This window comes from Rhodoplanes azumiensis (genome assembly GCF_042682915.1).
GTDB lineage: Bacteria > Pseudomonadota > Alphaproteobacteria > Rhizobiales > Xanthobacteraceae > Rhodoplanes > Rhodoplanes azumiensis.
In genome coordinates this window covers 1-19,465 of record NZ_JBHUIW010000004.1, presented here as the reverse complement: position 1 = coordinate 19,465, position 19,465 = coordinate 1, and the positions used below count along the sequence as shown (strand labels likewise).

Annotated in this window: 18 protein-coding genes; 16 read left to right on the top strand and 2 right to left on the bottom strand. The window is 69.5% G+C overall.

The genetic code is table 11. The features are described from left to right. Positions 1–252: 252 nt before the first annotated feature. The 4 genes from ACFSOX_RS05265 (at position 253) to bchJ (ending at position 5,376) form a co-directional block, all read left to right on the top strand. On the top strand, positions 253–1,800 hold the full coding sequence (locus ACFSOX_RS05265) for a phytoene desaturase (RefSeq protein WP_378476746.1): 1,548 nt from the start codon (positions 253–255) through the stop codon (positions 1,798–1,800). Then, positions 1,772–2,869, top strand: coding sequence for a phytoene/squalene synthase family protein (locus ACFSOX_RS05260; RefSeq protein WP_378476745.1), 1,098 nt, complete (start codon positions 1,772–1,774; stop codon positions 2,867–2,869). Before ACFSOX_RS05265 ends, ACFSOX_RS05260 begins: the two co-directional genes overlap by 29 nt. A gap of 148 nt (positions 2,870–3,017) precedes the next feature. Continuing rightward, complete coding sequence (gene bchE, locus ACFSOX_RS05255) at positions 3,018–4,577, top strand: magnesium-protoporphyrin IX monomethyl ester anaerobic oxidative cyclase (RefSeq protein WP_378476744.1); 1,560 nt, start codon at positions 3,018–3,020, stop codon at positions 4,575–4,577. Positions 4,578–4,713: 136 nt separating this feature from the next. After that, positions 4,714–5,376: a bacteriochlorophyll 4-vinyl reductase gene (bchJ, locus tag ACFSOX_RS05250; protein WP_378476743.1), complete on the top strand. Its 663-nt coding sequence runs from the start codon at positions 4,714–4,716 to the stop codon at positions 5,374–5,376. Positions 5,377–5,396: 20 nt separating this feature from the next. On the opposite strand, the gene ACFSOX_RS05245 is transcribed toward bchJ, so the two are convergent. Then, positions 5,397–6,275 (bottom strand): carotenoid 1,2-hydratase, encoded by an 879-nt coding sequence (locus ACFSOX_RS05245; protein ID WP_378476742.1) that lies wholly within the window; start codon positions 6,273–6,275, stop codon positions 5,397–5,399. 47 nt (positions 6,276–6,322) lie between these two features. Continuing rightward, positions 6,323–7,906: a 1-hydroxycarotenoid 3,4-desaturase CrtD gene (gene crtD / locus ACFSOX_RS05240; RefSeq protein ID WP_378476741.1), complete on the bottom strand. Its 1,584-nt coding sequence runs from the start codon at positions 7,904–7,906 to the stop codon at positions 6,323–6,325. Between the two features lie 116 nt (positions 7,907–8,022). Between crtD and ACFSOX_RS05235 the strand changes: the two genes are divergently transcribed. The 12 genes from ACFSOX_RS05235 to pufC all read left to right on the top strand — a co-directional run bounded on the left by ACFSOX_RS05235 (position 8,023) and on the right by pufC (position 19,076). Continuing rightward, positions 8,023–8,889 (top strand): polyprenyl synthetase family protein, encoded by an 867-nt coding sequence (locus ACFSOX_RS05235; protein ID WP_378476740.1) that lies wholly within the window; start codon positions 8,023–8,025, stop codon positions 8,887–8,889. Positions 8,890–8,969: 80 nt separating this feature from the next. Then, a complete protein-coding gene (locus ACFSOX_RS05230) occupies positions 8,970–10,106 on the top strand; it encodes a methyltransferase (RefSeq protein WP_378476739.1) in 1,137 nt (378 codons plus the stop codon). 107 nt (positions 10,107–10,213) lie between these two features. Continuing rightward, complete coding sequence (gene bchC, locus ACFSOX_RS05225) at positions 10,214–11,155, top strand: chlorophyll synthesis pathway protein BchC (protein WP_378476738.1); 942 nt, start codon at positions 10,214–10,216, stop codon at positions 11,153–11,155. Continuing rightward, on the top strand, positions 11,152–12,141 hold the full coding sequence (locus tag ACFSOX_RS05220; RefSeq protein ID WP_378476737.1) for a chlorophyllide a reductase iron protein subunit X: 990 nt from the start codon (positions 11,152–11,154) through the stop codon (positions 12,139–12,141). The genes bchC and ACFSOX_RS05220 overlap by 4 nt, the downstream gene beginning before the upstream one ends. 34 nt (positions 12,142–12,175) lie before the next feature. Then, positions 12,176–13,795, top strand: a complete 1,620-nt coding sequence (bchY, locus tag ACFSOX_RS05215; RefSeq protein ID WP_378476736.1) for a chlorophyllide a reductase subunit Y — start codon at positions 12,176–12,178, stop codon at positions 13,793–13,795. Further along, on the top strand, positions 13,795–15,243 hold the full coding sequence (gene bchZ / locus ACFSOX_RS05210) for a chlorophyllide a reductase subunit Z (RefSeq protein ID WP_378476735.1): 1,449 nt from the start codon (positions 13,795–13,797) through the stop codon (positions 15,241–15,243). The genes bchY and bchZ overlap by 1 nt, the downstream gene beginning before the upstream one ends. A 102-nt stretch (positions 15,244–15,345) precedes the next feature. Continuing rightward, a complete protein-coding gene (locus tag ACFSOX_RS05205; protein ID WP_378476734.1) occupies positions 15,346–15,582 on the top strand; it encodes a hypothetical protein in 237 nt (78 codons plus the stop codon). A gap of 124 nt (positions 15,583–15,706) precedes the next feature. After that, on the top strand, positions 15,707–15,901 hold the full coding sequence (gene pufB / locus ACFSOX_RS05200) for a light-harvesting antenna LH1, beta subunit (protein ID WP_378476733.1): 195 nt from the start codon (positions 15,707–15,709) through the stop codon (positions 15,899–15,901). 18 nt (positions 15,902–15,919) lie between these two features. Then, complete coding sequence (pufA, locus tag ACFSOX_RS05195; protein WP_378476732.1) at positions 15,920–16,105, top strand: light-harvesting antenna LH1, alpha subunit; 186 nt, start codon at positions 15,920–15,922, stop codon at positions 16,103–16,105. A gap of 105 nt (positions 16,106–16,210) precedes the next feature. Further along, positions 16,211–17,035: a photosynthetic reaction center subunit L gene (gene pufL / locus ACFSOX_RS05190; protein WP_378476731.1), complete on the top strand. Its 825-nt coding sequence runs from the start codon at positions 16,211–16,213 to the stop codon at positions 17,033–17,035. 11 nt (positions 17,036–17,046) lie between these two features. Further along, complete coding sequence (gene pufM, locus ACFSOX_RS05185) at positions 17,047–18,024, top strand: photosynthetic reaction center subunit M (RefSeq protein WP_378476730.1); 978 nt, start codon at positions 17,047–17,049, stop codon at positions 18,022–18,024. Continuing rightward, on the top strand, positions 18,021–19,076 hold the full coding sequence (pufC, locus tag ACFSOX_RS05180; protein WP_378476729.1) for a photosynthetic reaction center cytochrome PufC: 1,056 nt from the start codon (positions 18,021–18,023) through the stop codon (positions 19,074–19,076). Before pufM ends, pufC begins: the two co-directional genes overlap by 4 nt. Positions 19,077–19,465: the final 389 nt, after the last annotated feature.

Genomic DNA, 19,465 nt, shown 5'->3' with positions numbered 1-19,465 from the left:
CCGCGGCCGCGGAAGACGGCCGCGCCGACCCCCTGACGGCGCCCGACGGCGCCGTTTTCTTTCTCCGGCCCGGGGCTTTCCGCCCCGGGGCTTTCCGCCCCGGGGCCGGGGCCGGGCCGACGCGCCTGGTCGGCCGGGCCTCCGGCCCGGTCGGAATGCGTTCACGATGACGCATGCGTAGAAGCACGAATACCGCGTTTGGCCCGCCTCCGGCCTAGCTCGACTGTCAATTAGCTGTTACAGTCGACCGTGATGTCCAGCTTGACACTCGATAGGCCGCCTTCGCCCGTGGTCGGACCGGGGGTTCGCGCGCCACATGCCATCGTGATCGGGAGCGGGTTCGGGGGCCTGGCCGCCGCCGTCCGGCTCGGTGCGCGCGGCTACCGCGTCACCGTGCTGGAGAAGCTCGACCAGCCGGGCGGCCGCGCCTCCGTGTTCCGCCAGGACGGCTTCACGTTCGACGCCGGGCCGACCATCGTCACGCTCCCGAAGGTGTTCGAGGAGCTGTGGTCGGTCGCCGGCAAGAAGTTCTCCGACGACATCACGCTCGAGCCGATCGATCCGTTCTATCGGATCCGTTTCGACGACGGCGAGACCTACACGGAATGCAGCGACCTCGACGCCATGCGGCGCGAGATCGCCCGCCTCGCCCCCGGCGACGTCGAGGGCTGGGAGCGGTTCCTCGCCAAGAGCAAGGACATCTACGAGGTCGGCTTCGAGAAGCTGTCCAACGTGCCGTTCGGCTCGCTCGCCTCGATGGCCAAGGTGCTGCCGGAGTTCATCCGGCTGCAGAGCTGGCGCAGCGTGCACGGCCTCGCCGCGCGCTACGTGAAGGATCCGCGGCTGCGCATCGCGCTGTCCTTCCATCCGCTGTTCATCGGCGGCAATCCGTTCGCCGTCACCTCGATCTACTGCCTGATCACCTATCTGCAGTCGAAGTTCGGCGTCTGGTTCCCGCGCGGCGGCACCGGCGCGTTGGTCAAGGGCTTGGTCGGGCTGATCGAGGGCCAGGGCAACAGCATCCGTTATAATTCGGAGGTTTCGGCCATCACGGTCGAGGGCGGCCGCGCCACCGGCGTGCGGCTCGTCTCGGGCGAGACGCTCGCCGCCGACATCGTCGTCTCCAATGCCGATGCCGCCTGGACCTACGGCAAGCTCCTGCCGGCCGAGGTGCGGCGCCGCTGGACCGACAAGAAGCTCGAGAATGCGCGCTACTCGATGAGCCTGTTCGTCTGGTATTTCGGGACGAAGCGACAGTATCGCGGCGTTCCGCACCACACGATCCTGCTCGGGCCGCGCTACAAGGAGCTCCTGCGCGACATCTTCGACCGCAAGGTGCTGGCGCCGGACTTCAGCCTCTACCTGCATCACCCGACCGCGACCGATCCGTCACTCGCCCCGGAGGGGTGCGACGGCTTCTATGTCTTGTCGCCGGTGCCGAACCTCGCCAGCGGGATCGATTGGGCGCACGCCGCCGAGCCGTATCGCCGCGCCATCGCCGAGTTCCTGGGCCGCACCGTGCTGCCCGGGCTGGAAGACGCCATCGTCACGTCCCGCATCGTCACGCCGCAGGATTTCCAGACGCGACTCCGTTCCGTTCTCGGGGCCGCGTTCAGCTTCGAGCCCGTGTTCACCCAGAGCGCGTGGTTCCGTCCCCACAACCGCAGCGAGGAGGTCGACCGGCTGTTCCTGGTCGGTGCCGGCACCCATCCGGGCGCCGGCCTGCCCGGCGTCCTGTCGTCCGCCCGCGTGCTCGACTGCGTGGTGCCCCATGGTGCCGATCTGGCTCGAGAATCCTAAAGCCTCCGACGACGACGTCGCGGCCTGCCGGGCGATGATCCGGCAGGGGTCGCGCACCTTCTTCGCGGCCTCGCTGCTGCTGCCCTGCGCGGTGCGCTCGCCCGCCTACACGCTCTATGCCTTCTGCCGCTTCGCCGACGACGAGGTCGACGGCGAGGGCCGCGAGAAGGGTGCGGTCGAGCGCCTGCGCGAGCGCCTCGCGCTCGCCTACGACGGCCGGCCGCTGCCCACGGCGACCGACCGCGCCTTCGCCGACATGGTGGCCCGCTACGCGATCCCGCGGGCGATCCCCGAGGCGCTGCTCGAAGGCCTCGCCTGGGACACCGAGGGCCGCCGCTACGAGGATCTTTCCGGCGTCGTCGCCTACTCGGCGCGGGTCGCCGCCACGGTCGGCGCCATGATGACGCTGCTGATGGGCGTGCGCGACTCGACCACGCTGGCGCGTGCCTGCGACCTCGGCGTCGCCATGCAGATCACCAACATCTGCCGCGACATCGGCGAGGACGCCCGGATGGGCCGCATCTACATGCCGCTCGCCTGGATGCGCGCGGAGGGGCTCGATCCCGACGCCTGGCTGGCCGATCCGGTGTTCGACGAGCGCGTCGCCCGGATCGTCTCCCGCCTGCTCGCCGCCGCCGACGTGCTCTATACGCGTGCCGAGGCCGGCATCGCCCGGCTGCCGCTCGGCTGCCGCCCCGGCATCCTCGCGGCCCGCATCATGTATGCCGAGATCGGCCGGGTGATCGAGGCGAACGGCCTCGATTCCGTGTCGCGACGCGCCTATGTGCCGGGCCGCCGCAAGCTCGAGCTGCTCGCCCGCGCGTTCGCGACGGCGCCGCTGGTGTCCAAGGCGGCGCCGAACGACCCGCTGCCCGAGACCCGCTTCCTGGTCGAGGCGGTCGAGGCCCACCCGCTCGGCCGCACCCGCCCGGATCCCGCCCGCGCCCCGTGGTGGAATCTCGATCGCCGCATCGCCTGGGTGCTCGACCTGTTCGAGCGCCTCGGTCAGCGCGAGATGAGCGCCGCTGCCGATAACCGCGGCGGGCGCTTCGTGCGTCTCGAAACCTGAACCGCGGCAGCCCCGCGAAACGGCTCCGCATGACAATTGTCAATTTCGATTGTCAGTCCCTGCTGTCTAATAGTGATTGACGATCACTCGCATTGATCCGCGCGCCATCGGCAACAGCACGCGCGTCCAACGCCCCGGGAGGTCCGCCATGCGTATTTTGCTCCTGCATCCCAATTATCACTCGGGCGGAGCGGAAATCGCCGGCAACTGGCCGCCGGCCTGGGTCGCCTATCTGGCCGGCACCCTGAAGGCCAACGGTTACACCGACGTCACCTTCGTCGACGCGATGACGGACAATCTCACGGAGGATCAGCTCCGGGCCGAGTTTCGTCGCGTGAAGCCGGACTTGATCGGTGCCACCGCGATCACGCCGGCGATCTACAAGGCCGAGCGGGCTCTGCAGATCGCCCGCGAGGAGTGCCCGAACGCCGTGACGGCGATCGGCGGCATCCACGCGACCTTCATGTACAAGCAGGTGCTGGCCGAGGCGCCCTGGATCGACGTGGTCATCCGCGGCGAGGGGGAGCAGATCCTGCTCGACCTGGTGCGCGCGGTCGATTCCGGCGAGTTCAAGAAGAACCCGGAAAACGTCAAAGGCATCGCCTATTCGGACGGCGCCGCCATCGTCGCCACGGCCGCCGCCCCGCCGATCGAGAACCTCGACGTCCTCAGCCCGGACTGGGGCATTCTCGACTGGAACAAGTACATCTACATCCCGCTGAACACGCGCCTCGCGGTGCCGAACTTCGCCCGCGGCTGCCCGTTCACCTGCTCGTTCTGCTCGCAATGGAAGTTCTGGCGCACCTACCGGGTCCGCAGCCCGGTCAAGGTGGTCGACGAGATCGAGGTGCTGGTGAAGGAGCACGGCGTCGGCTTCTTCATCCTGGCCGACGAGGAGCCGACCATCCATCGCAAGAAGTTCGTCGCCCTGTGCGAGGAGCTGGTCGCCCGCAAGCTGCCGGTCCAGTGGGGCATCAACACCCGGGTCACCGACGTGCTGCGTGACGAGGCATTGCTGCCGCTCTACCGCAAGGCCGGCCTGATCCACATCTCGCTCGGCACCGAGGCGGCGGCACAGCTCAAGCTCGACCTCTTCAACAAGGAGACCACGGTGGCGCAGAACAAGCGCGCCATCGAGCTCTTGCGCAAGCACGGCATCGTCTCCGAGGCGCAGTTCATCGTCGGCCTCGAGAACGAGACCCGCGAGACGCTGGAAGAGACCTACCAGATGGCCCGCGACTGGGGTTGCGACATGGCCAACTGGTCGATGTTCACGCCGTGGCCGTTCTCCGACCTGTTCCAGGACATGGGCGACAAGGTCGAGGTGTTCGACTTCGAGAAGTACAACTTCGTCACGCCGATCATGAAGCCGGACGCGATGACGCGGCCCGAGCTGCTCGACCGCGTGATGCACAACTACCGCCGCTTCTACATGCGCAAGATGTTCCTGGAGTATCCGTTCATCCGGGACCGCGAGAAGCGCCGCTACATGATGGGCTGCATGAAGGCCTATCTGAAGAGCTCGTTCGAGCGGAAGTTCTACGACCTCGGCCGCGTCGGCTACTGGGGGCCGCAGTCCAAGAAGGTCGACTTCGGCTTCGACGAGACCCGCACCATCACCGAGGCCCAGGCCTCCGAGCTGCAGGCCGCCCCGAAGGGCCGCAAGAAGAAGAAGGACGAGAAGCCCGAGGCCGTGCGCGCCTGCTGAGGCCCTCCTCGTTCGCCGACTCGTCATGGCCGGGCGCGTCCCGGCCATCCACGAGCGGGCCTTTGGACCAGCAGGACGCGGATGGCCGGGACATGCCCGGCCATGACCGTTTCGGAGCGCCGATGTTTCAGGGGTCGTGACCACCGTGACGAGCGTCGTCGAGCCTCTTTCGATCGCGGCTCCGGGCCGTGATCATCCCCCCGCCTCGGACACCGTCATCGCCCGCATCGGGCCGAACGCCATCATCCGGATGATCGAGGCGTTGCGCGAGCGGGTCGGCGAGGCCGAGACGGCGCGCCTGTTCGCTCTCGCCGACCTCTCGCGACATCTGGTCCAGGCCCCCGACCACATGGTCGACGAGCGCGACGTCGTGGCGATCCACACGGTCGTGCGCGACGTCCTCAGTCTCGCGGCCGCCAGGGCGGCGGGCCGGCGGGCCGGCGAATTGACCGCCGAGTATCTGCTCGCCAACCGCATCCCGCGGGCGATCCAGCCGATCCTGAAGATCCTGCCGGCCGGGCTCTCGGCCCGCATCCTGCTCGGCGCGATCGGCAAGCATTCCTGGACCTTCGCCGGCTCCGGCGTGTTCACGGCCACGGCCGGTCATCCGGTGCGCTTCGCCATCGCCGGCAATCCGGTGTGCCGCGGCGCGACGGCCGACGCGCCGGTCTGCGACTATTACGGCGCCACCTTCGAGCGCCTGTTCCGCGTCCTGGTGCATCGGAACGCGACCGTCACCGAGACGGCCTGCGAAGCCATGGGCGCCCCCGCCTGCACGTTCGAGATCCGCTGGCGCTGACGCCCGCGTTCGGCCGCCCGTCATCGCAGTCGCGGCATGCGGAACGGCAGCATCGCCTGCACCCAAGGCGCGACGAAGCGATCGAGCGACAGGCTCTCGTGGATGGCCGACACCTCCTCGTCCAGCAGCGTGCCGGTGAGCAGCGAGCGGGTGTAGAAGGGGGAGTCCTCGAAGGTCGCCGCGACCCGCATGCCGTCGGGGACGTCGCTGCGCGTCTCGCGCGGCATCCGCCACAGGGTGTCGGGAAGCACCACGCGGTGCGGCACCTCGACGGGCGTGACCGTGCCGGCGCGGTCGAAGCGCAGCGCCAGCGCGCGCTCGTCGACGCCGTCGTGATCACGTCCGTCGTGATCACGACCGGCTTCGCCGCCCGGGCCGTCCGCACCGCGGCGGATCGCGTGATAGAGCACGGCGGCGCCGTCCGCGAGCGTGGCGCGCGACCAGTCCCAGCGCACGAAGGCGCTCTCCAGCGGCGTCTCGCCGCGATTGCTGTCGAGATAGCCGTGGCCGCGCCAGGCGAGCGCGGGTCTCGAGAACGCCACCTCCACGTCGGAGCAGGGCGCGATCGGCCGCCACAGGTGACGCCCGGCGTCGTCGAGCGCGAAGGTCGCACCGGTGAGCGCCGCCGGTCGCACCCGCACGGTCCCGGAGAGTCGCGACGGCACCGGCACGGTCGTCTCGTCGATCGTGATCACGAGCGTCTCGCCGTCCCAGGCGAGCGCGCTCGGACCGATCGACAGGGTGGTCGCGTCGCGAGACAGCTTGCCGCGGCCGCGCTCGGTCATGGCCCAGCGCCGCGGCTCGCCGTAGAGCGCGACGTTGATGGCGCAGTGGTCGTGCGGGTCGGCGAGACCGCCCGGGGTGCGTCGGCGCGCCCAGGCGTAGTAGGGCGAGAACACGCTGCCGACGAAGGCGATGATGGTCAGCCCGTGGCGGCCGTCCTGGCTCAGCGCGTCGACATACCACCAGAGATATCCGCCGGGCGCGACCGGCTCGTCGAAGCGCGGTCCGCGATCACGGCGGCCGCCGCCAGCCGGCCCGACAGTGCCGCCATCGGGACGCCCGGTCCCGGATGCGTGCTGCCGCCCGCCAGATACAGCCCCGGAATCCGCGTTCGCGATCCCGGCCGCCGGAACGATGCCATCCATCCGTGCGAAGCCCTTCCGTAGAGCGCGCCTCCGGTGCTCGGAAAGCGCCGGTGAAAATCTTCCGGCGTGGTGACGACGGCGTCGCCCGCCGGGCGCAACGCGAGGCCGCAGCGCCGCAGCCGTTCGAAGGCGGCATGCCGGGCGATCTCGACCGCCGCGGCGGACGGGGGCGCCGTGTCGCCGGTCGGCGGCGCGTTGACGAGTACGAACAGCGGCTCCGGTCGGTTCGCTCGGCCGTTCGTCGCGTCGCCGACGTCGCCGTCGCGCCGCCGATTCCGAGGTCGATTTTGGCAGCGGTCCTGGGCGCAGACATAGACGGTCGGGTCGGCGGGCAGGCGGCGCTCGCGCATCAGCCGGTCGAACTCGGCCCGGTAGTCGGGCGCGAAGAACACCGTGTGGTGATGCAGCGGGAAGCCTTCGGGTTCCGCCATCACGCACCAGGTGACGGCCGAGAGCGAGCGCGCCTTCGGCGGCACGCCCGTCACGGCGCCGCGCGCCGCGATGCCGAGCCGCCCGTCGGCGAGCGCGGCGACGTCGGCGTTGACCACGACGCTGTCGGCATCGAGCCGCTCCCCGGTCGCCAGCACGACGCCGGCGGCGCGGCCGCGCTCGACCACCACCTCGGAGACCGGCGTGCCGAGCCGGACCGTCACGCCGAGCCGCTCGGCGGTGCGCACCAGCGCGTCGGCGAGCCGCCGCATGCCGCCCTCGATCAGCCAGACGCCCTGCTGCTCGACATGGGCGACCAGCATCAGGGTCGCCGGGGCGAGGAAGGGCGACGAGCCGCAATAGGTGGCGTAGCGCCCGAACAGCTGGCGCAGGCGCGGATCGTGAAAGTGGCGCCCGAGCGCGCTCCACATGGTGGCGAAGGGCGAGATCGCGGCGAGCTCGGGCAGCCGGGCGAGGCCGAGCCGCCGGGCCAGGTCGAACGGCGAGCGGCAGCGATGGGCGCGCAGGAACGGGCCTTCGAGCGTCTTGTAGATGCGGGCGGCGCGGTCGCAGAACGCGAGGAAGCGCCTCGCCTCGTCGGCGCCCGCGAAGTCGCCGATGGCGTCGGCCGAACGGGCGTTGTCGGCATAGAGGTCGAGCCGCGCGCCGTCGTCCCAGGCGTGGCGGGCCAGGACGTCGAGCGGGGTCACCGTGATCTCGCGGTCGAGGCTGGTGCCGGCGGCGCCGAACAGCGCCTCGAACACCCAGCGCATGGTGAAGACGGTCGGGCCCGCATCGATGCCGCGGCCGTCGACCACGACCTCGCGCAGCTTGCCGCCCGGGGTCGCGGCGGCCTCGACGACCGTCACGGCGATCCCGGCGAGCGCCAAATCGATGGCGGCGGCGAGTCCACCCGCGCCGGCCCCCACCACGATCGCGGACTCACGCGCCACGCTCACCAATCCGGAGAAATACCGTTGAGTTCGGTGTCCATGTGTCTATACTGCGTGACAGTTCGACGTGACAATGGATCATTACATATCTTTGCTCGCCATCAGGGGCTGAACGCATGGATAGTAGCACGAGGATCGAGCAGGCTCTCAACGCCGCCTTGGCCCGGGTCGAAACCCCCGCCGCTCCCAGCAAGCTCGCCTCGGCGATGCGGTACGCGGTGTTCCCGCGCGGTGCCCGGGTCCGCCCGCGCCTCTGCCTCGCCGCTGCGGCGGCCTGTGGCGACGATCAGCCGGCCCTCACCGAGGCGGCCGCCGCGTCGATCGAGCTGCTGCACTGCGCCTCGCTGATCCACGACGACCTGCCGTGCTTCGACGACGCGCCGCTGCGGCGCGGCAAGCCCTCGGTCCATGTCGCCTATGGCGAGCGGATCGCGGTGCTGGCGGGCGACGCCCTGATCGTGCTGGCGTTCGAGCAGCTCTCCTACGTCGCCTGCTCGCCCGAGCGGCTGCCCCATGTCATGCGCATCGTCGGCCAGTCGGTCGGCATGCCGAGCGGCATCGCGGCCGGCCAGGCCTGGGAGTGCGAGCCGTTCTGCGACCTCGTCGAGTACCACGAGCAGAAGACCGGGGCGCTGTTCTCGGCCGCGACCATGCTGGGTGCCGCGGCCGCCGGTCACGATCCGGAGCCCTGGAAGGTGGTCGGCGCGAAGCTCGGCCTCGCCTACCAGGTCGCCGACGACCTGCGCGACGCCGCCTCCGACGAGGAGGAGCTCGGCAAGCCGATCGGCCGCGACGCGGCGCTCGGCCGCCCGAGCGCGGTGCGCGACCTCGGCATCGACGGCGCCATGCACCGGCTCGAGACCCTGGTGAAGGAGGCGATCGCCGGCATTCCGCCCTGCCAGGGCGCCGGCGACCTGCGCGCCCTCATCATGTCCGAGGCGAAGCGGCTGGTGCCGAAGCGCCTCGCCGCCGCGGCGGCCTGATCCGCCGCGCGACCACGGCCCGCGAGACCCGAACCTCTCCCCGCCGGGGGAGAGGTGGCGCGTGAGAGGCGAGTGGCGACGTGAAAGACCCGACGCCCCGGGATCCGTCCTCGGTCTGGCGCGAGCGCTGGCTGGCGCTGCGCAACGGCGTGCTCGCGTCGCCCCGCTTCCAACGGCTCGCTGCCGCCTTCCCGCTGACCCGCCCGATCGCCCGCGCCCGCACCCGGGCGCTGTTCGATATCGTGGCCGGCTTCGTCTACTCGCAGATCCTGTTCGCCTGTGTGCGGCTGAAGGTGTTCGACCTTTTGGCCGACGGGCCGCTCTCGATCGCCGCGATCGCGGCCCGCACCGGGCTGTCCGAGGACGCCGCCCGAAGGCTGCTGGCCGCCGCCGCCACCCTCGATCTCACCGAGCCGTGCGGCGACGATCGCTTCGCGCTCGGTCGCCACGGCGCCGCGCTGCGCGGCAATGCCGGCCTGCCCGACATGATCGAGCACCACGCACTGTTCTACCGGGACTTGGCCGATCCGGTGGCGCTCCTGCGCGGCGAGGCCGACCCCGAGCTCGGCCGCTTCTGGGCCTATGCGGGCCGTGGCGCGCCCGGCGCCCTCCCGCCCGAGGCCGTCGCCTCCTATTCGCGCCTGATGGCGGCGACGCAGGGCTTCATCGCCGACGAGGTTCTGGCCGCGGCGCCGCTCGCCGGCCGGCGCGGCCTGCTCGACGTCGGGGGCGGCGAGGGGGCGTTCCTCACCGCCGTCGCGGCCCGCCATCCCGGCCTGTCGCTGATGCTGTTCGACCTGCCGGCCGTCGCCGAGCGGGCGCGGGCGAACGTCCTGGCGGCCGGCCTGGCCGACCGGATCACGATCCGGGCCGGCGACTTCCGCGCCGACCCGCTGCCCGAGGGCGCCGACACCGTGTCGCTGGTGCGTGTCCTGCACGACCACGACGAGCCGACGGTACGGGCCCTGCTCGCCGCCGTGCACCGCGCCCTGCCGGCCGGCGGGCGCGTGATCGTCGCCGAGCCGATGTCCGGGGCGCCCGGCGCGGCGCCGTTGGGCGAAGCCTATTTCGGGTTCTACCTGATGGCGATGGGGCGAGGCCGCCCGCGAACGCCGGAGGTGTTGTGCGCCCTCCTGACAGCTGCCGGCTTCCACCGTCCACGTCTCGTGACAACTAGAAATCCCGTTTTAATTCAATTGATTGTCGCCGAAGCCTAGGTTCCTTGGAGCGATATGACAATACGACTTGACATAGGGGGCAGTAAGCGTAGGCTGACACTCCAAGTCGGTGTTTTAGCCTCCTTGCGGTCTGGCTCGGAGACGTCATGGACACAGTTGCGGTCGTCCTAGAGGAACCCGAACGCCTCGTCCTCAGTCGACTCGACCTCACGCATCCCGGTGACGAGGATGTGGTCGTCGACATCGACTGGAGCGGGATCAGCACCGGTACGGAGCGTCTGCTCTGGTCGGGGCGGATGCCGCCGTTTCCGGGGCTCGGCTATCCTCTGGTGCCCGGGTACGAATCGGTGGGTCGCATCACGTCGGCGGGCGAGCGTTCGGGCCGGCGGGTCGGCGAGCACGTGTTCGTGCCGGGCGCGCGCTGCTTCGGTGACGTCCGCGGGCTGTTCGGCGGCGCCGCGCGCCGGGTCGTGGTCCCGGGCGCCAAGGCGATGCCCATCGCCGACGATCTGAACGAGCTGGGCGTCCTCATGGCGTTGGCCGCGACCGCGTATCACGCCATGGCGGGGGCCGATCGGACGCCTCCGGACCTGATCGTCGGGCACGGCGTCCTCGGTCGTCTCCTCGCCCGACTGGCGGTGCTGGCGGGCGGGGAGCCGCCGACCGTGTGGGAGCGCGACGCCGGTCGCGCGAAGGGCGCGCAGGGCTACCGGGTGATCGACCCGGCCGACGATCCGCGACGTGATTACAAGGCGATCTACGACGTCTCGGGCGACTCCAAGCTGCTCGACACGCTCATCGCGCGCCTCGCGCCGAAGGGCGAGATCGTGCTCGCCGGCTTCTACAGCGAGCCGCTCGGCTTCGCCTTCCCGCCCGCTTTCATGCGGGAGATCTCCCTCCGGGTCGCCGCCGAATGGCGCGAGCCGGATCTCGTCGCCGTGAAGAGCCTGGTCGAGACGGGGCGTCTGTCCCTCGACGGTCTCATCACCCATCGTTGCGCCGCCGCGGACGCGCCCGACGCGTACCGCACCGCGTTCACCGATCCGGCCTGCCTCAAGATGATCCTGGACTGGAGAGGGTACGCATGAACGCTCCGATGCCGATGGACCCCGCCCACCTGCGCGCCGAAGCCGCGATCGAGCCCGATCCGGTGCCGACGTCGTCGTCGAAGGCGACGCAGATCATCGCCATCTACGGCAAGGGCGGCATCGGCAAGAGCTTCACGCTCGCCAATCTCAGCTACATGATGGCGCAGCAGGGCAAGCGTGTCCTGCTGATCGGCTGCGACCCGAAGAGCGATACCACCTCGCTGCTGTTCGGCGGCCGCGCCACCCCGACCATCATCGAGACCTCGTCGCGGAAGAAGCTGGCCGGCGAGGAGATCACGATCTCCGACGTCTGCTTCAAGCGCGACGGCGTGTTCGCCATGGAGCTCGGCGGCCCGGAGGTCGGGCGCGGCTGCGGCGGGCGCGGCATCATCCACGGCTTCGAGACGCTGGAGAAGCTCGGCTTCCACGAGTGGGGCTTCGACTACGTGCTGCTCGACTTCCTGGGCGACGTGGTGTGCGGCGGCTTCGGCCTGCCGATCGCCCGCGACATGTGCCAGAAGGTCATCGTGGTCGGCTCGAACGACCTGCAGTCGCTCTATGTCGCGAACAACGTCTGCTCGGCCGTGGAGTATTTCCGCAAGCTCGGCGGCAATGTCGGCGTCGCCGGCATGGTGATCAACAAGGACGACGGCACCGGCGAGGCGAAGGCCTTCGCCGAGAAGGCCGGGATCCCGGTGCTCGCCGCGATTCCCGCCAACGAGGACATCCGCCGCAAGAGCGCCGCCTATCAGATCGTCGGCCGGCCCGGCACCGAGTGGGCGCCGCTGTTCGAGCAGCTCGCGACCAACGTCGCCGAGGCGCCGCCGCAACGGCCGAAGCCGCTGTCGCAGGACGCGCTGCTCGGCCTGTTCTCGAGCGACACGGTCGGCCGCGACGTCGTGCTGATGCCGGCGACCCAGGAAGACATGCGCGGCGGCAGCTTCGCGCCGAAGCCGTCGCTCGAAGTGATTTACGACACCGTCTGAGACGTTGCCCGGACCGGAGACTTAGCGTTTCATCATGACGTCGAGCCGACCCGATACCGCAGTCGCGACCAGCGCCAGCACCGAGGTGGTGTACGACACCGCCGCGGCCGTGACGCTCGATCAGGCGACGACCGGTTCCGCTGCGCCGGCCGAGGCGGCGCCGGGGGACGTCGGCTCGGCCGCGGGCGGCTGTCACGCCGGGGTCGACGAGATGCGCAAGGCGGCGGCCGCCGCCGGCAAGACCGAGACGCTCGATCGCTACGCGGCCGACTATCCGGTCGGCCCGCACGACCAGCCGCAGTCGATGTGCCCGGCCTTCGGCAGCCTGCGCGTCGGCCTGCGGATGCGGCGCACCGCGACGGTGCTGTCCGGCTCGGCTTGCTGCGTCTACGGGCTCACCTTCACGTCGCACTTCTACGGCGCGCGGCGCAGCGTCGGCTACGTTCCGTTCAACTCCGAGACGCTGGTCACCGGCAAGTTGTTCGAGGACATCCACGAGGCCGTCTTCAAGCTCGCCGATCCGGCCCGCCACGACGCCGTCGTGATCATCAATCTGTGCGTCCCGACCGCGTCGGGCGTGCCGCTGCAGCTCCTGCCCAAGACCATCAACGACGTCCGCGTCATCGGCATCGACGTGCCGGGCTTCGGCGTGCCGACCCATGCCGAGGCGAAGGACGTGCTGGCCGGCGCCATGCTCGCCTATGCGCGCAACGAGGCCGAGCAGGGCCCCGTGCAGGCGCCGCGCGGCGGCCGCAGCGACAAGCCGACCGTCACGCTGCTCGGCGAGATGTTCCCGGCCGATCCGATCGGCATCGGCATGATGCTGGAGCCGCTGGGGCTCGCCGCCGGCCCGGTGGTGCCGACCCGCGAATGGCGCGAGCTCTATGCGGCGCTGGATTGCGCCGTGGTGGCCGCCATTCATCCGTTCTACACGGCCTCGCTGCGCGAGTTCGAGACGGCCGGCCGGCCGATCGTCGGCTCGGCGCCGGTCGGCGTCGACGGCACGGCGGCCTGGCTCGACGCGATCGGCGTCGCCTGCGGCGTCTCGGCCGACAAGGTCGACGCCGCGAAGGCGCGGATGCTGCCGGCCATCAAGAGTGCGCTCGCCGCCAATCCGGTGCGCGGCCGCATCACGGTGTCGGGCTACGAGGGCTCCGAGCTCCTGGTCGCCCGCCTGCTGATCGAGAGCGGCGCCGAGGTTCCGTATGTCGGCACGGCCTGCCCGCGCACCCGCTGGTCGGAGAGCGACCGGACGTGGCTCGAGACGAAGGGCGTCAAGGTGCAGTACCGCGCCTCGCTCGAGCAGGACATCGCGGCCGTCGACGCCTTCGCGCCCGATCTCGCGATCGGCACGACGCCGGTCGTCCAGCACGCCAAGCAGCAGGGCATCCCGGCCCTCTACTTCACCAATCTGATCTCGGCGCGCCCGCTGATGGGCGTCGCCGGCGCCGGCTCGCTCGCCGTCGTGGTCAACACCGCGATGGCCAACAAGGCGCGCTTCGACGCCATGACCGAGCTGTTCCGCGGCGTCGGCATCGGCGACACGGCCGGCGTCCACGAGGACGTGCCGAAGGCGCGGCCGGAGTTTCGCGAGAAGGTGCGGCGCCAGCTCGCCGCGCAGGCCAAGAAGCGCAAGGCGGAGGAGATGATCTGATGCTCCTCCTCGATCACGATCGCGCCGGCGGCTACTGGGGTTCGGTCTACGTGTTCACGGCCGTGAAGGGCCTGCAGGTGATCATCGACGGACCGGTCGGCTGCGAGAACCTGCCGGTCACCGCGGTGCTGCACTACACCGACGCGCTGCCGCCGCACGAGCTGCCCGTCGTCGTCACCGGCCTGTCCGAGGAAGAGCTCGGCAAGCACGGCACCGAAGGCGCCATGCACCGCGCCCACAAGGTGCTGGATCCCGACCTGCCGTCCGTGGTGGTCACCGGCTCGATCGCCGAGATGATCGGCGGTGGCGTGACGCCCGAGGGCACCGGCATCAAGCGCTTCCTGCCGCGCACCATCGACGAGGACCAGTGGCAGAGCGCCAACCGTGCGATGGCGTGGCTGTGGAGCGAGTACGGCTCCAGGAAGGTGCCGGACCGCAAGCCGCGCCAGCCCGGCGAGAAGCCGCGCGTCAACATCGTCGGCCCGTGCTACGGCACCTTCAACATGCCGTCGGACCTCGCCGAGATCCGACGCCTGGTCGAGGGCATCGGCGCCGAGGTGAACCTGGTGTTCCCGCTCGGCACGCATCTCGCCGACATCCCGCGGCTCGCCGACGCCGACGTCAACGTCTGCCTGTACCGGGAGTTCGGCCGGCTGCTGTGCGAGACGCTGGAGCGCCCCTATCTGCAGGCGCCGATCGGACTGCACTCGACCACCAAGTTCCTGCGTGCGCTGGGCGAGCTCCTCGGTCTCGATCCGGAGCCGTTCATCGCCCGCGAGCTGCACACCACCGTGAAGCCGCTGTGGGATCTGTGGCGCTCGGTGACCCAGGACTTCTTCGGCACGGCGAGCTTCGGCATCGTCGCGACCGAGACCTACGCCCGCGGTGTGCGTCATTTCCTCGAGGAGGAGATGGGCCTGCCGTGTCACTTCGCGGTCGCCCGATCGGCCGGCGTGAAGCCCGACAACGCGGCGGTGCGCAGGGCGATCCACGAGAAGACGCCGCTCGTCCTGTTCGGGTCTTATAACGAGCGCATGTATCTGGCCGAGATCGGCGGCCGCGCCGCCTTCATCCCGGCCTCGTTCCCGGGCGCGATCGTGCGGCGCCACACCGGCACGCCGTTCATGGGCTATGCGGGTGCGACCTACCTGATCCAGGAGGTCTGCAATTCGCTGTTCGACGCGCTCTTCCACATTCTGCCGCTCGGCAGTGCGCTCGACGCCGTCGAGGCGACGCCGTCGCGCCTGCACCGCGAGCTGCCGTGGGACGACGCCGCCAAGCGGGCGCTCGACCGTCTGGTCGAGCGGCAGCCCGTGCTGGTGCGCATCTCGGCCGCCAAGCGTCTGCGCGACGCGGCCGAGCGCAGCGCCCGGGCGGCCGGCGAGGAGCGGGTGACGGAACGACATGTTCTCGGCGTCGACGCCGCGGCGATGGGAGAGACGGTATGACCCCGCTTCCGCGTCCGGCCCCACGCCTCGCTTTTTCATCAACGGATTCACGCCGTGCGCCGCAGGTGCCGGCGGTCAGTCATTCAACAGGAGGGTATGCTCATGGCTGAGAGAACGGAGCGCCTGTCGCAGCGCCTCTTGGCGGGCCACTCGGCGAAGGAGGCGATGGACTATCGCCTGATCTTCGCGGCGGCCTTCGTGGCCTTCCTGCTGGAGGCCATCGGACGTCGGCTCCTTCAACGTGCGTCGCGCATGAGCAAGGAGTCCGGTGACCGGTCCGTCATCGCCGAGGCGCGCGCGGCGGCCTGCAAGTACGTCCCGTTCGCTTTCATGGGATGACGGCGTTCCAAGAGCTTCGCCCGACGCTGCCGGGCGACAGATCGTCGTGGCTCGCCACGACTTCCCAAGCCGCGCGGGATGGGCGCGGTAACGGCCGCAAGGCCATTCATCGGAGATTATCTCCATGGCTGATACGTCTTTGTCAGGCTTGTCCGAGGCTGAGGCGAAGGAATTCCACGCCATCTTCGTTTCCAGCTTCGTCGGCTTCATCGTCGTCGCTGCGATCGCCCACGTCCTCGCGTGGAACTTCCGTCCGTGGCTCGCGAAGGCTCCTGCCGGCTGGGTGATGCTGCAGGACGTCGTGACGTCGCTGGTCTAAGGAAGGGGAGAGTTAGACATGTGGAAGATCTGGCTTCTTTTCGATCCGCGGCGTGTTCTGGTGGCGCTGTTCACGTTCCTCACCATTCTGGCGCTGCTGATCCACTTCATCCTGCTCGGCACCTCGCGCCTCAACTGGCTTGAGTTCCCGCAGAACGTCCCGGCAAAGGCGGCGTCGATCATGACGCCGAATCTGCTGACCTGAGCCGCAAGACCGGTCGGCGGGCGGTGGCGCGACCTCGCGCCCCGCCCGTAGCCGGGATCGAAAACGGGGCGGCGCTTGCGGCGCTACCTGAGCGGAGGACAGAGCATGGCCATGCTCAGCTTTGAACGAAAGTATCGCGTCCGCGGGGGGACGTTGATCGGCGGGGATCTCTTCGATTTTTGGGTGGGGCCGTTCTATGTCGGCTTCTTCGGAGTGACGACGATCCTGTTCGCGACACTCGGAACCCTCTTGATCGTCTACGGCGCGGCCCTCGGGCCGACCTTCAACATTTGGCAGATCAACATCGCACCGCCGGACCTGAGCTACGGGCTCAAGCTCGCCCCGCTCAAGGAAGGTGGCTTGTGGCAGCTGATCACGGTCTGCGCTCTCGGCGCATTCGTGTCGTGGGCGCTCCGGCAAGCCGAGATCGCACGTAAGCTCGGCATGGGCTATCACATCCCGGTCGCGTTCGGCTTCGCGATCTTCGCGTATTTCACGTTGGTCGTCATTCGTCCGGTGCTGATGGGCGCCTGGGGGCACGGCTTCCCCTACGGCATCATGAGCCACCTCGATTGGGTGTCCAATATCGGATACCAGTACCTGCACTTCCATTACAACCCCGCGCATATGCTGGCGATAACGTTCTTCTTTACGACGACGCTCGCGCTGGCGATGCACGGATCTCTGATCCTCTCGGCTGCCAATCCCGGAGAGGGCGAGGTCGTCAAGGGCGCGGAGCACGAGAATACGATCTTCCGCGACACGATCGGTTACTCGGTCGGAACGCTCGGCATTCATCGGCTCGGCCTGTTCCTGGCGCTCAGTTCCGCGTTCTGGAGCGCCGTCTGCATCGTCATCAGTGGTCCGTTCTGGTCGCGCGGCTGGCCGGAGTGGTGGAACTGGTGGCTTGACCTCCCGATCTGGCGTTAGGAGGGCATTTCATGGCCGAGTATCAAAACATCTTCACCCAGGTTCAGGTCCGCGGGCCCGCCTATGTCGGCGTCCCGCTGCCCGGGAGCCTGGGCGCCAGGACGGGAAAGGGGATCTTCTCCTACTGGCTTGGCAAGATCGGCGACGCGCAGATCGGTCCGATCTATCTCGGATGGACCGGGGTGGCATCGGTGCTCTGCGGTCTGGTGGCGATCGAGATCATCGGGCTCAACATGTGGGCCTCGGTGAACTGGGATCCGATCCAGTTCGTCCGTCAGCTGCCGTGGCTCGCGCTCGAGCCGCCGGCGCCCAAGTACGGCATCAGCATTCCGCCGCTCAACGAGGGCGGCTGGTGGCTGATCGCCGGCTTCTTCCTCACGGTGTCGATCCTGCTGTGGTGGTGGCACGTCTACAAGCGGGCGCGGGTGCTCGGGATGGGGACGCATCTCGCCTGGGCGTTCGCCTCGGCGATCTGGCTGTACCTCGTCATCGGCTTCATCCGCCCGGTTCTGCTGGGCAGCTGGGCCGAGGCCGTGCCGTTCGGGATCTTCCCGCATCTCGACTGGACGGCGGCGTTCTCGATCCGCTACGGCAACCTGTACTACAACCCCTTCCACATGCTCTCGATCGCGTTCCTGTACGGCTCCGCCGTGCTGTTCGCGATGCACGGCGCGACCGTTCTGGCGATGAGTCACTTCGGCGGCGAGCGGGAGGTCGAGCAGATCGTCGACCGCGGCACCGCCTACGAGCGCGGTGCGTTGTTCTGGCGGTGGACGATGGGCTTCAACGCGACGGCCGAGTCCATTCACCGCTGGGCGTGGTGGTTCGCGGTCCTTTGCCCGCTGACCGGCGGCATCGGCATGCTCCTCTCGGGGACCGTGGTTGACAACTGGTTCCTGTGGGGGGTGAAGCACGGCTTGGTTCCGACCTACCCGGCAGTGTTCCCGCCCGTCGTGGATCCGAACACCCTGACGGGAGTCCTGCCATGAGCAAGTTCACGGTCGGTTTGATCGGGGTCGTCGCCGCTGTCCTGGCGGTGATCTTCGTGGTGAACACCTTCGAGTTCTCGCCCGTGCAGTCGGTTCAGCGCGGCTTCCGCGGCCTGGCCATGGAGGAGAACATCACGGCCCGCGCCGCCGCCGCCAAGGCGGTCGCCAATCGTCTGCCGGAGCCGGCTCCGGCGGTGGACAAGGCCAACAGGAAGGCGTCCCAGGAGTACAAGAACCTGAAGGTTCTCGGCGACATGGACGCCAACGACTTCCTGCGGCTGATGACCGACATCACCACCTGGGTGTCGCCCGAGCAGGGCTGCGCCTACTGCCACGACGAGAACGATCTCGCCGCGGATCGGCCCTACACCAAGATCGTCTCCCGCCGCATGCTGGAGATGGTCCGCTACATCAACGGCAGCTGGAAGATCCACGTGGCCGACACCGGCGTCACCTGCTGGGCGTGCCATCGCGGCCAGCCGGTGCCGGCGAACACCTGGTCCGAGCCGCTGCCGCCGCGGGCGTTCCGGACCGTCGGCACGCGCATCAGCCAGAACAAGGGGTCGGAGACGGCCGCCTTCTCGTCGCTCCCGAACGAGACCTTCGGATCGTTCCTGAAGGCCTCCGAGGATCTCCGCGTCGTGCCGGCCACCCGCGTGCTTCACAGCCGTGACATGGCTTCCATGCAGGCGACCGAAGCGACCTACGGGTTCATGATGCACGTCTCGCAAGGGCTGGGCGTCAACTGCACCTACTGCCACAACAGTCGTTCGTTCGTGGCCTGGGATCAGAGCACCCCGCAACGGGCGACCGCGTGGTACGGGATCCGGATGACCCGGGCCCTGAACAACGAGTTCCTCGAGCCGCTGAAGCCGGTGTTCCCGGAGAACCGGCTCGGGCCCATGGGTGACGTGTTGAAGTCCAACTGCGCCACCTGCCACGAGGGCAACGCCAAGCCGCTCAACGGCGTCAGCATGATCAAGGATTATCCGATCCTGGTCGGGCCGGCTCCGGCGCGGACGGCCGCTGCCGCTCCGGCGAAGGCGAAGTGAGACTCTGAGCATGGCCATGCGGGTCGCCCACGGGCGGCCCGCCGGCGATGCGGCGGACCGCCATGCGTCGAGCGAGATGACCGGCGTCGTCGACCGTCAAGGCCGATGACGCCGATTTCGTTTCGGCGTCGCGCGTCCGTTCGCCGATGCGCCTCTCGTCGCGTCACGGGGCGTGGCCCGGCCCCGGACGGGTTCCCGCGCTCCGGAGGCGTGCCCGCGCTCCGGCGGGGGGCGGGCTCGTGCCGGTCGGGGCGGAGCCTGCGGCCCGTCCGACCCGCGCCGTCGTCGCCGCGCTGGCCGCCGTCCGGCGGTTCCTGCATCCCGGATCCGGCGCCAGGGCTCCGAATCCAGGTTAACGCGTCCGATGTCCGAGGATCTGGGCGCAGTAT

Bases quoted from the DNA above. Each gene is read 5' to 3' on its own strand.
- ACFSOX_RS05265 (WP_378476746.1), top strand. From the start codon at position 253: ATGTCCAGCTTGACACTCGATAGGCCGCCTTCGCCCGTGGTCGGACCG.
- ACFSOX_RS05260 (WP_378476745.1), top strand. From the start codon at position 1,772: ATGGTGCCGATCTGGCTCGAGAATCCTAAAGCCTCCGACGACGACGTC.
- bchE (WP_378476744.1), top strand. From the start codon at position 3,018: ATGCGTATTTTGCTCCTGCATCCCAATTATCACTCGGGCGGAGCGGAA.
- ACFSOX_RS05235 (WP_378476740.1), top strand. From the start codon at position 8,023: ATGGATAGTAGCACGAGGATCGAGCAGGCTCTCAACGCCGCCTTGGCC.
- bchC (WP_378476738.1), top strand. From the start codon at position 10,214: ATGGACACAGTTGCGGTCGTCCTAGAGGAACCCGAACGCCTCGTCCTC.
- ACFSOX_RS05220 (WP_378476737.1), top strand. From the start codon at position 11,152: ATGAACGCTCCGATGCCGATGGACCCCGCCCACCTGCGCGCCGAAGCC.
- bchY (WP_378476736.1), top strand. From the start codon at position 12,176: ATGACGTCGAGCCGACCCGATACCGCAGTCGCGACCAGCGCCAGCACC.
- bchZ (WP_378476735.1), top strand. From the start codon at position 13,795: ATGCTCCTCCTCGATCACGATCGCGCCGGCGGCTACTGGGGTTCGGTC.
- ACFSOX_RS05205 (WP_378476734.1), top strand. From the start codon at position 15,346: ATGGCTGAGAGAACGGAGCGCCTGTCGCAGCGCCTCTTGGCGGGCCAC.
- pufB (WP_378476733.1), top strand. From the start codon at position 15,707: ATGGCTGATACGTCTTTGTCAGGCTTGTCCGAGGCTGAGGCGAAGGAA.
- pufA (WP_378476732.1), top strand. From the start codon at position 15,920: ATGTGGAAGATCTGGCTTCTTTTCGATCCGCGGCGTGTTCTGGTGGCG.
- pufL (WP_378476731.1), top strand. From the start codon at position 16,211: ATGGCCATGCTCAGCTTTGAACGAAAGTATCGCGTCCGCGGGGGGACG.
- pufM (WP_378476730.1), top strand. From the start codon at position 17,047: ATGGCCGAGTATCAAAACATCTTCACCCAGGTTCAGGTCCGCGGGCCC.
- pufC (WP_378476729.1), top strand. From the start codon at position 18,021: ATGAGCAAGTTCACGGTCGGTTTGATCGGGGTCGTCGCCGCTGTCCTG.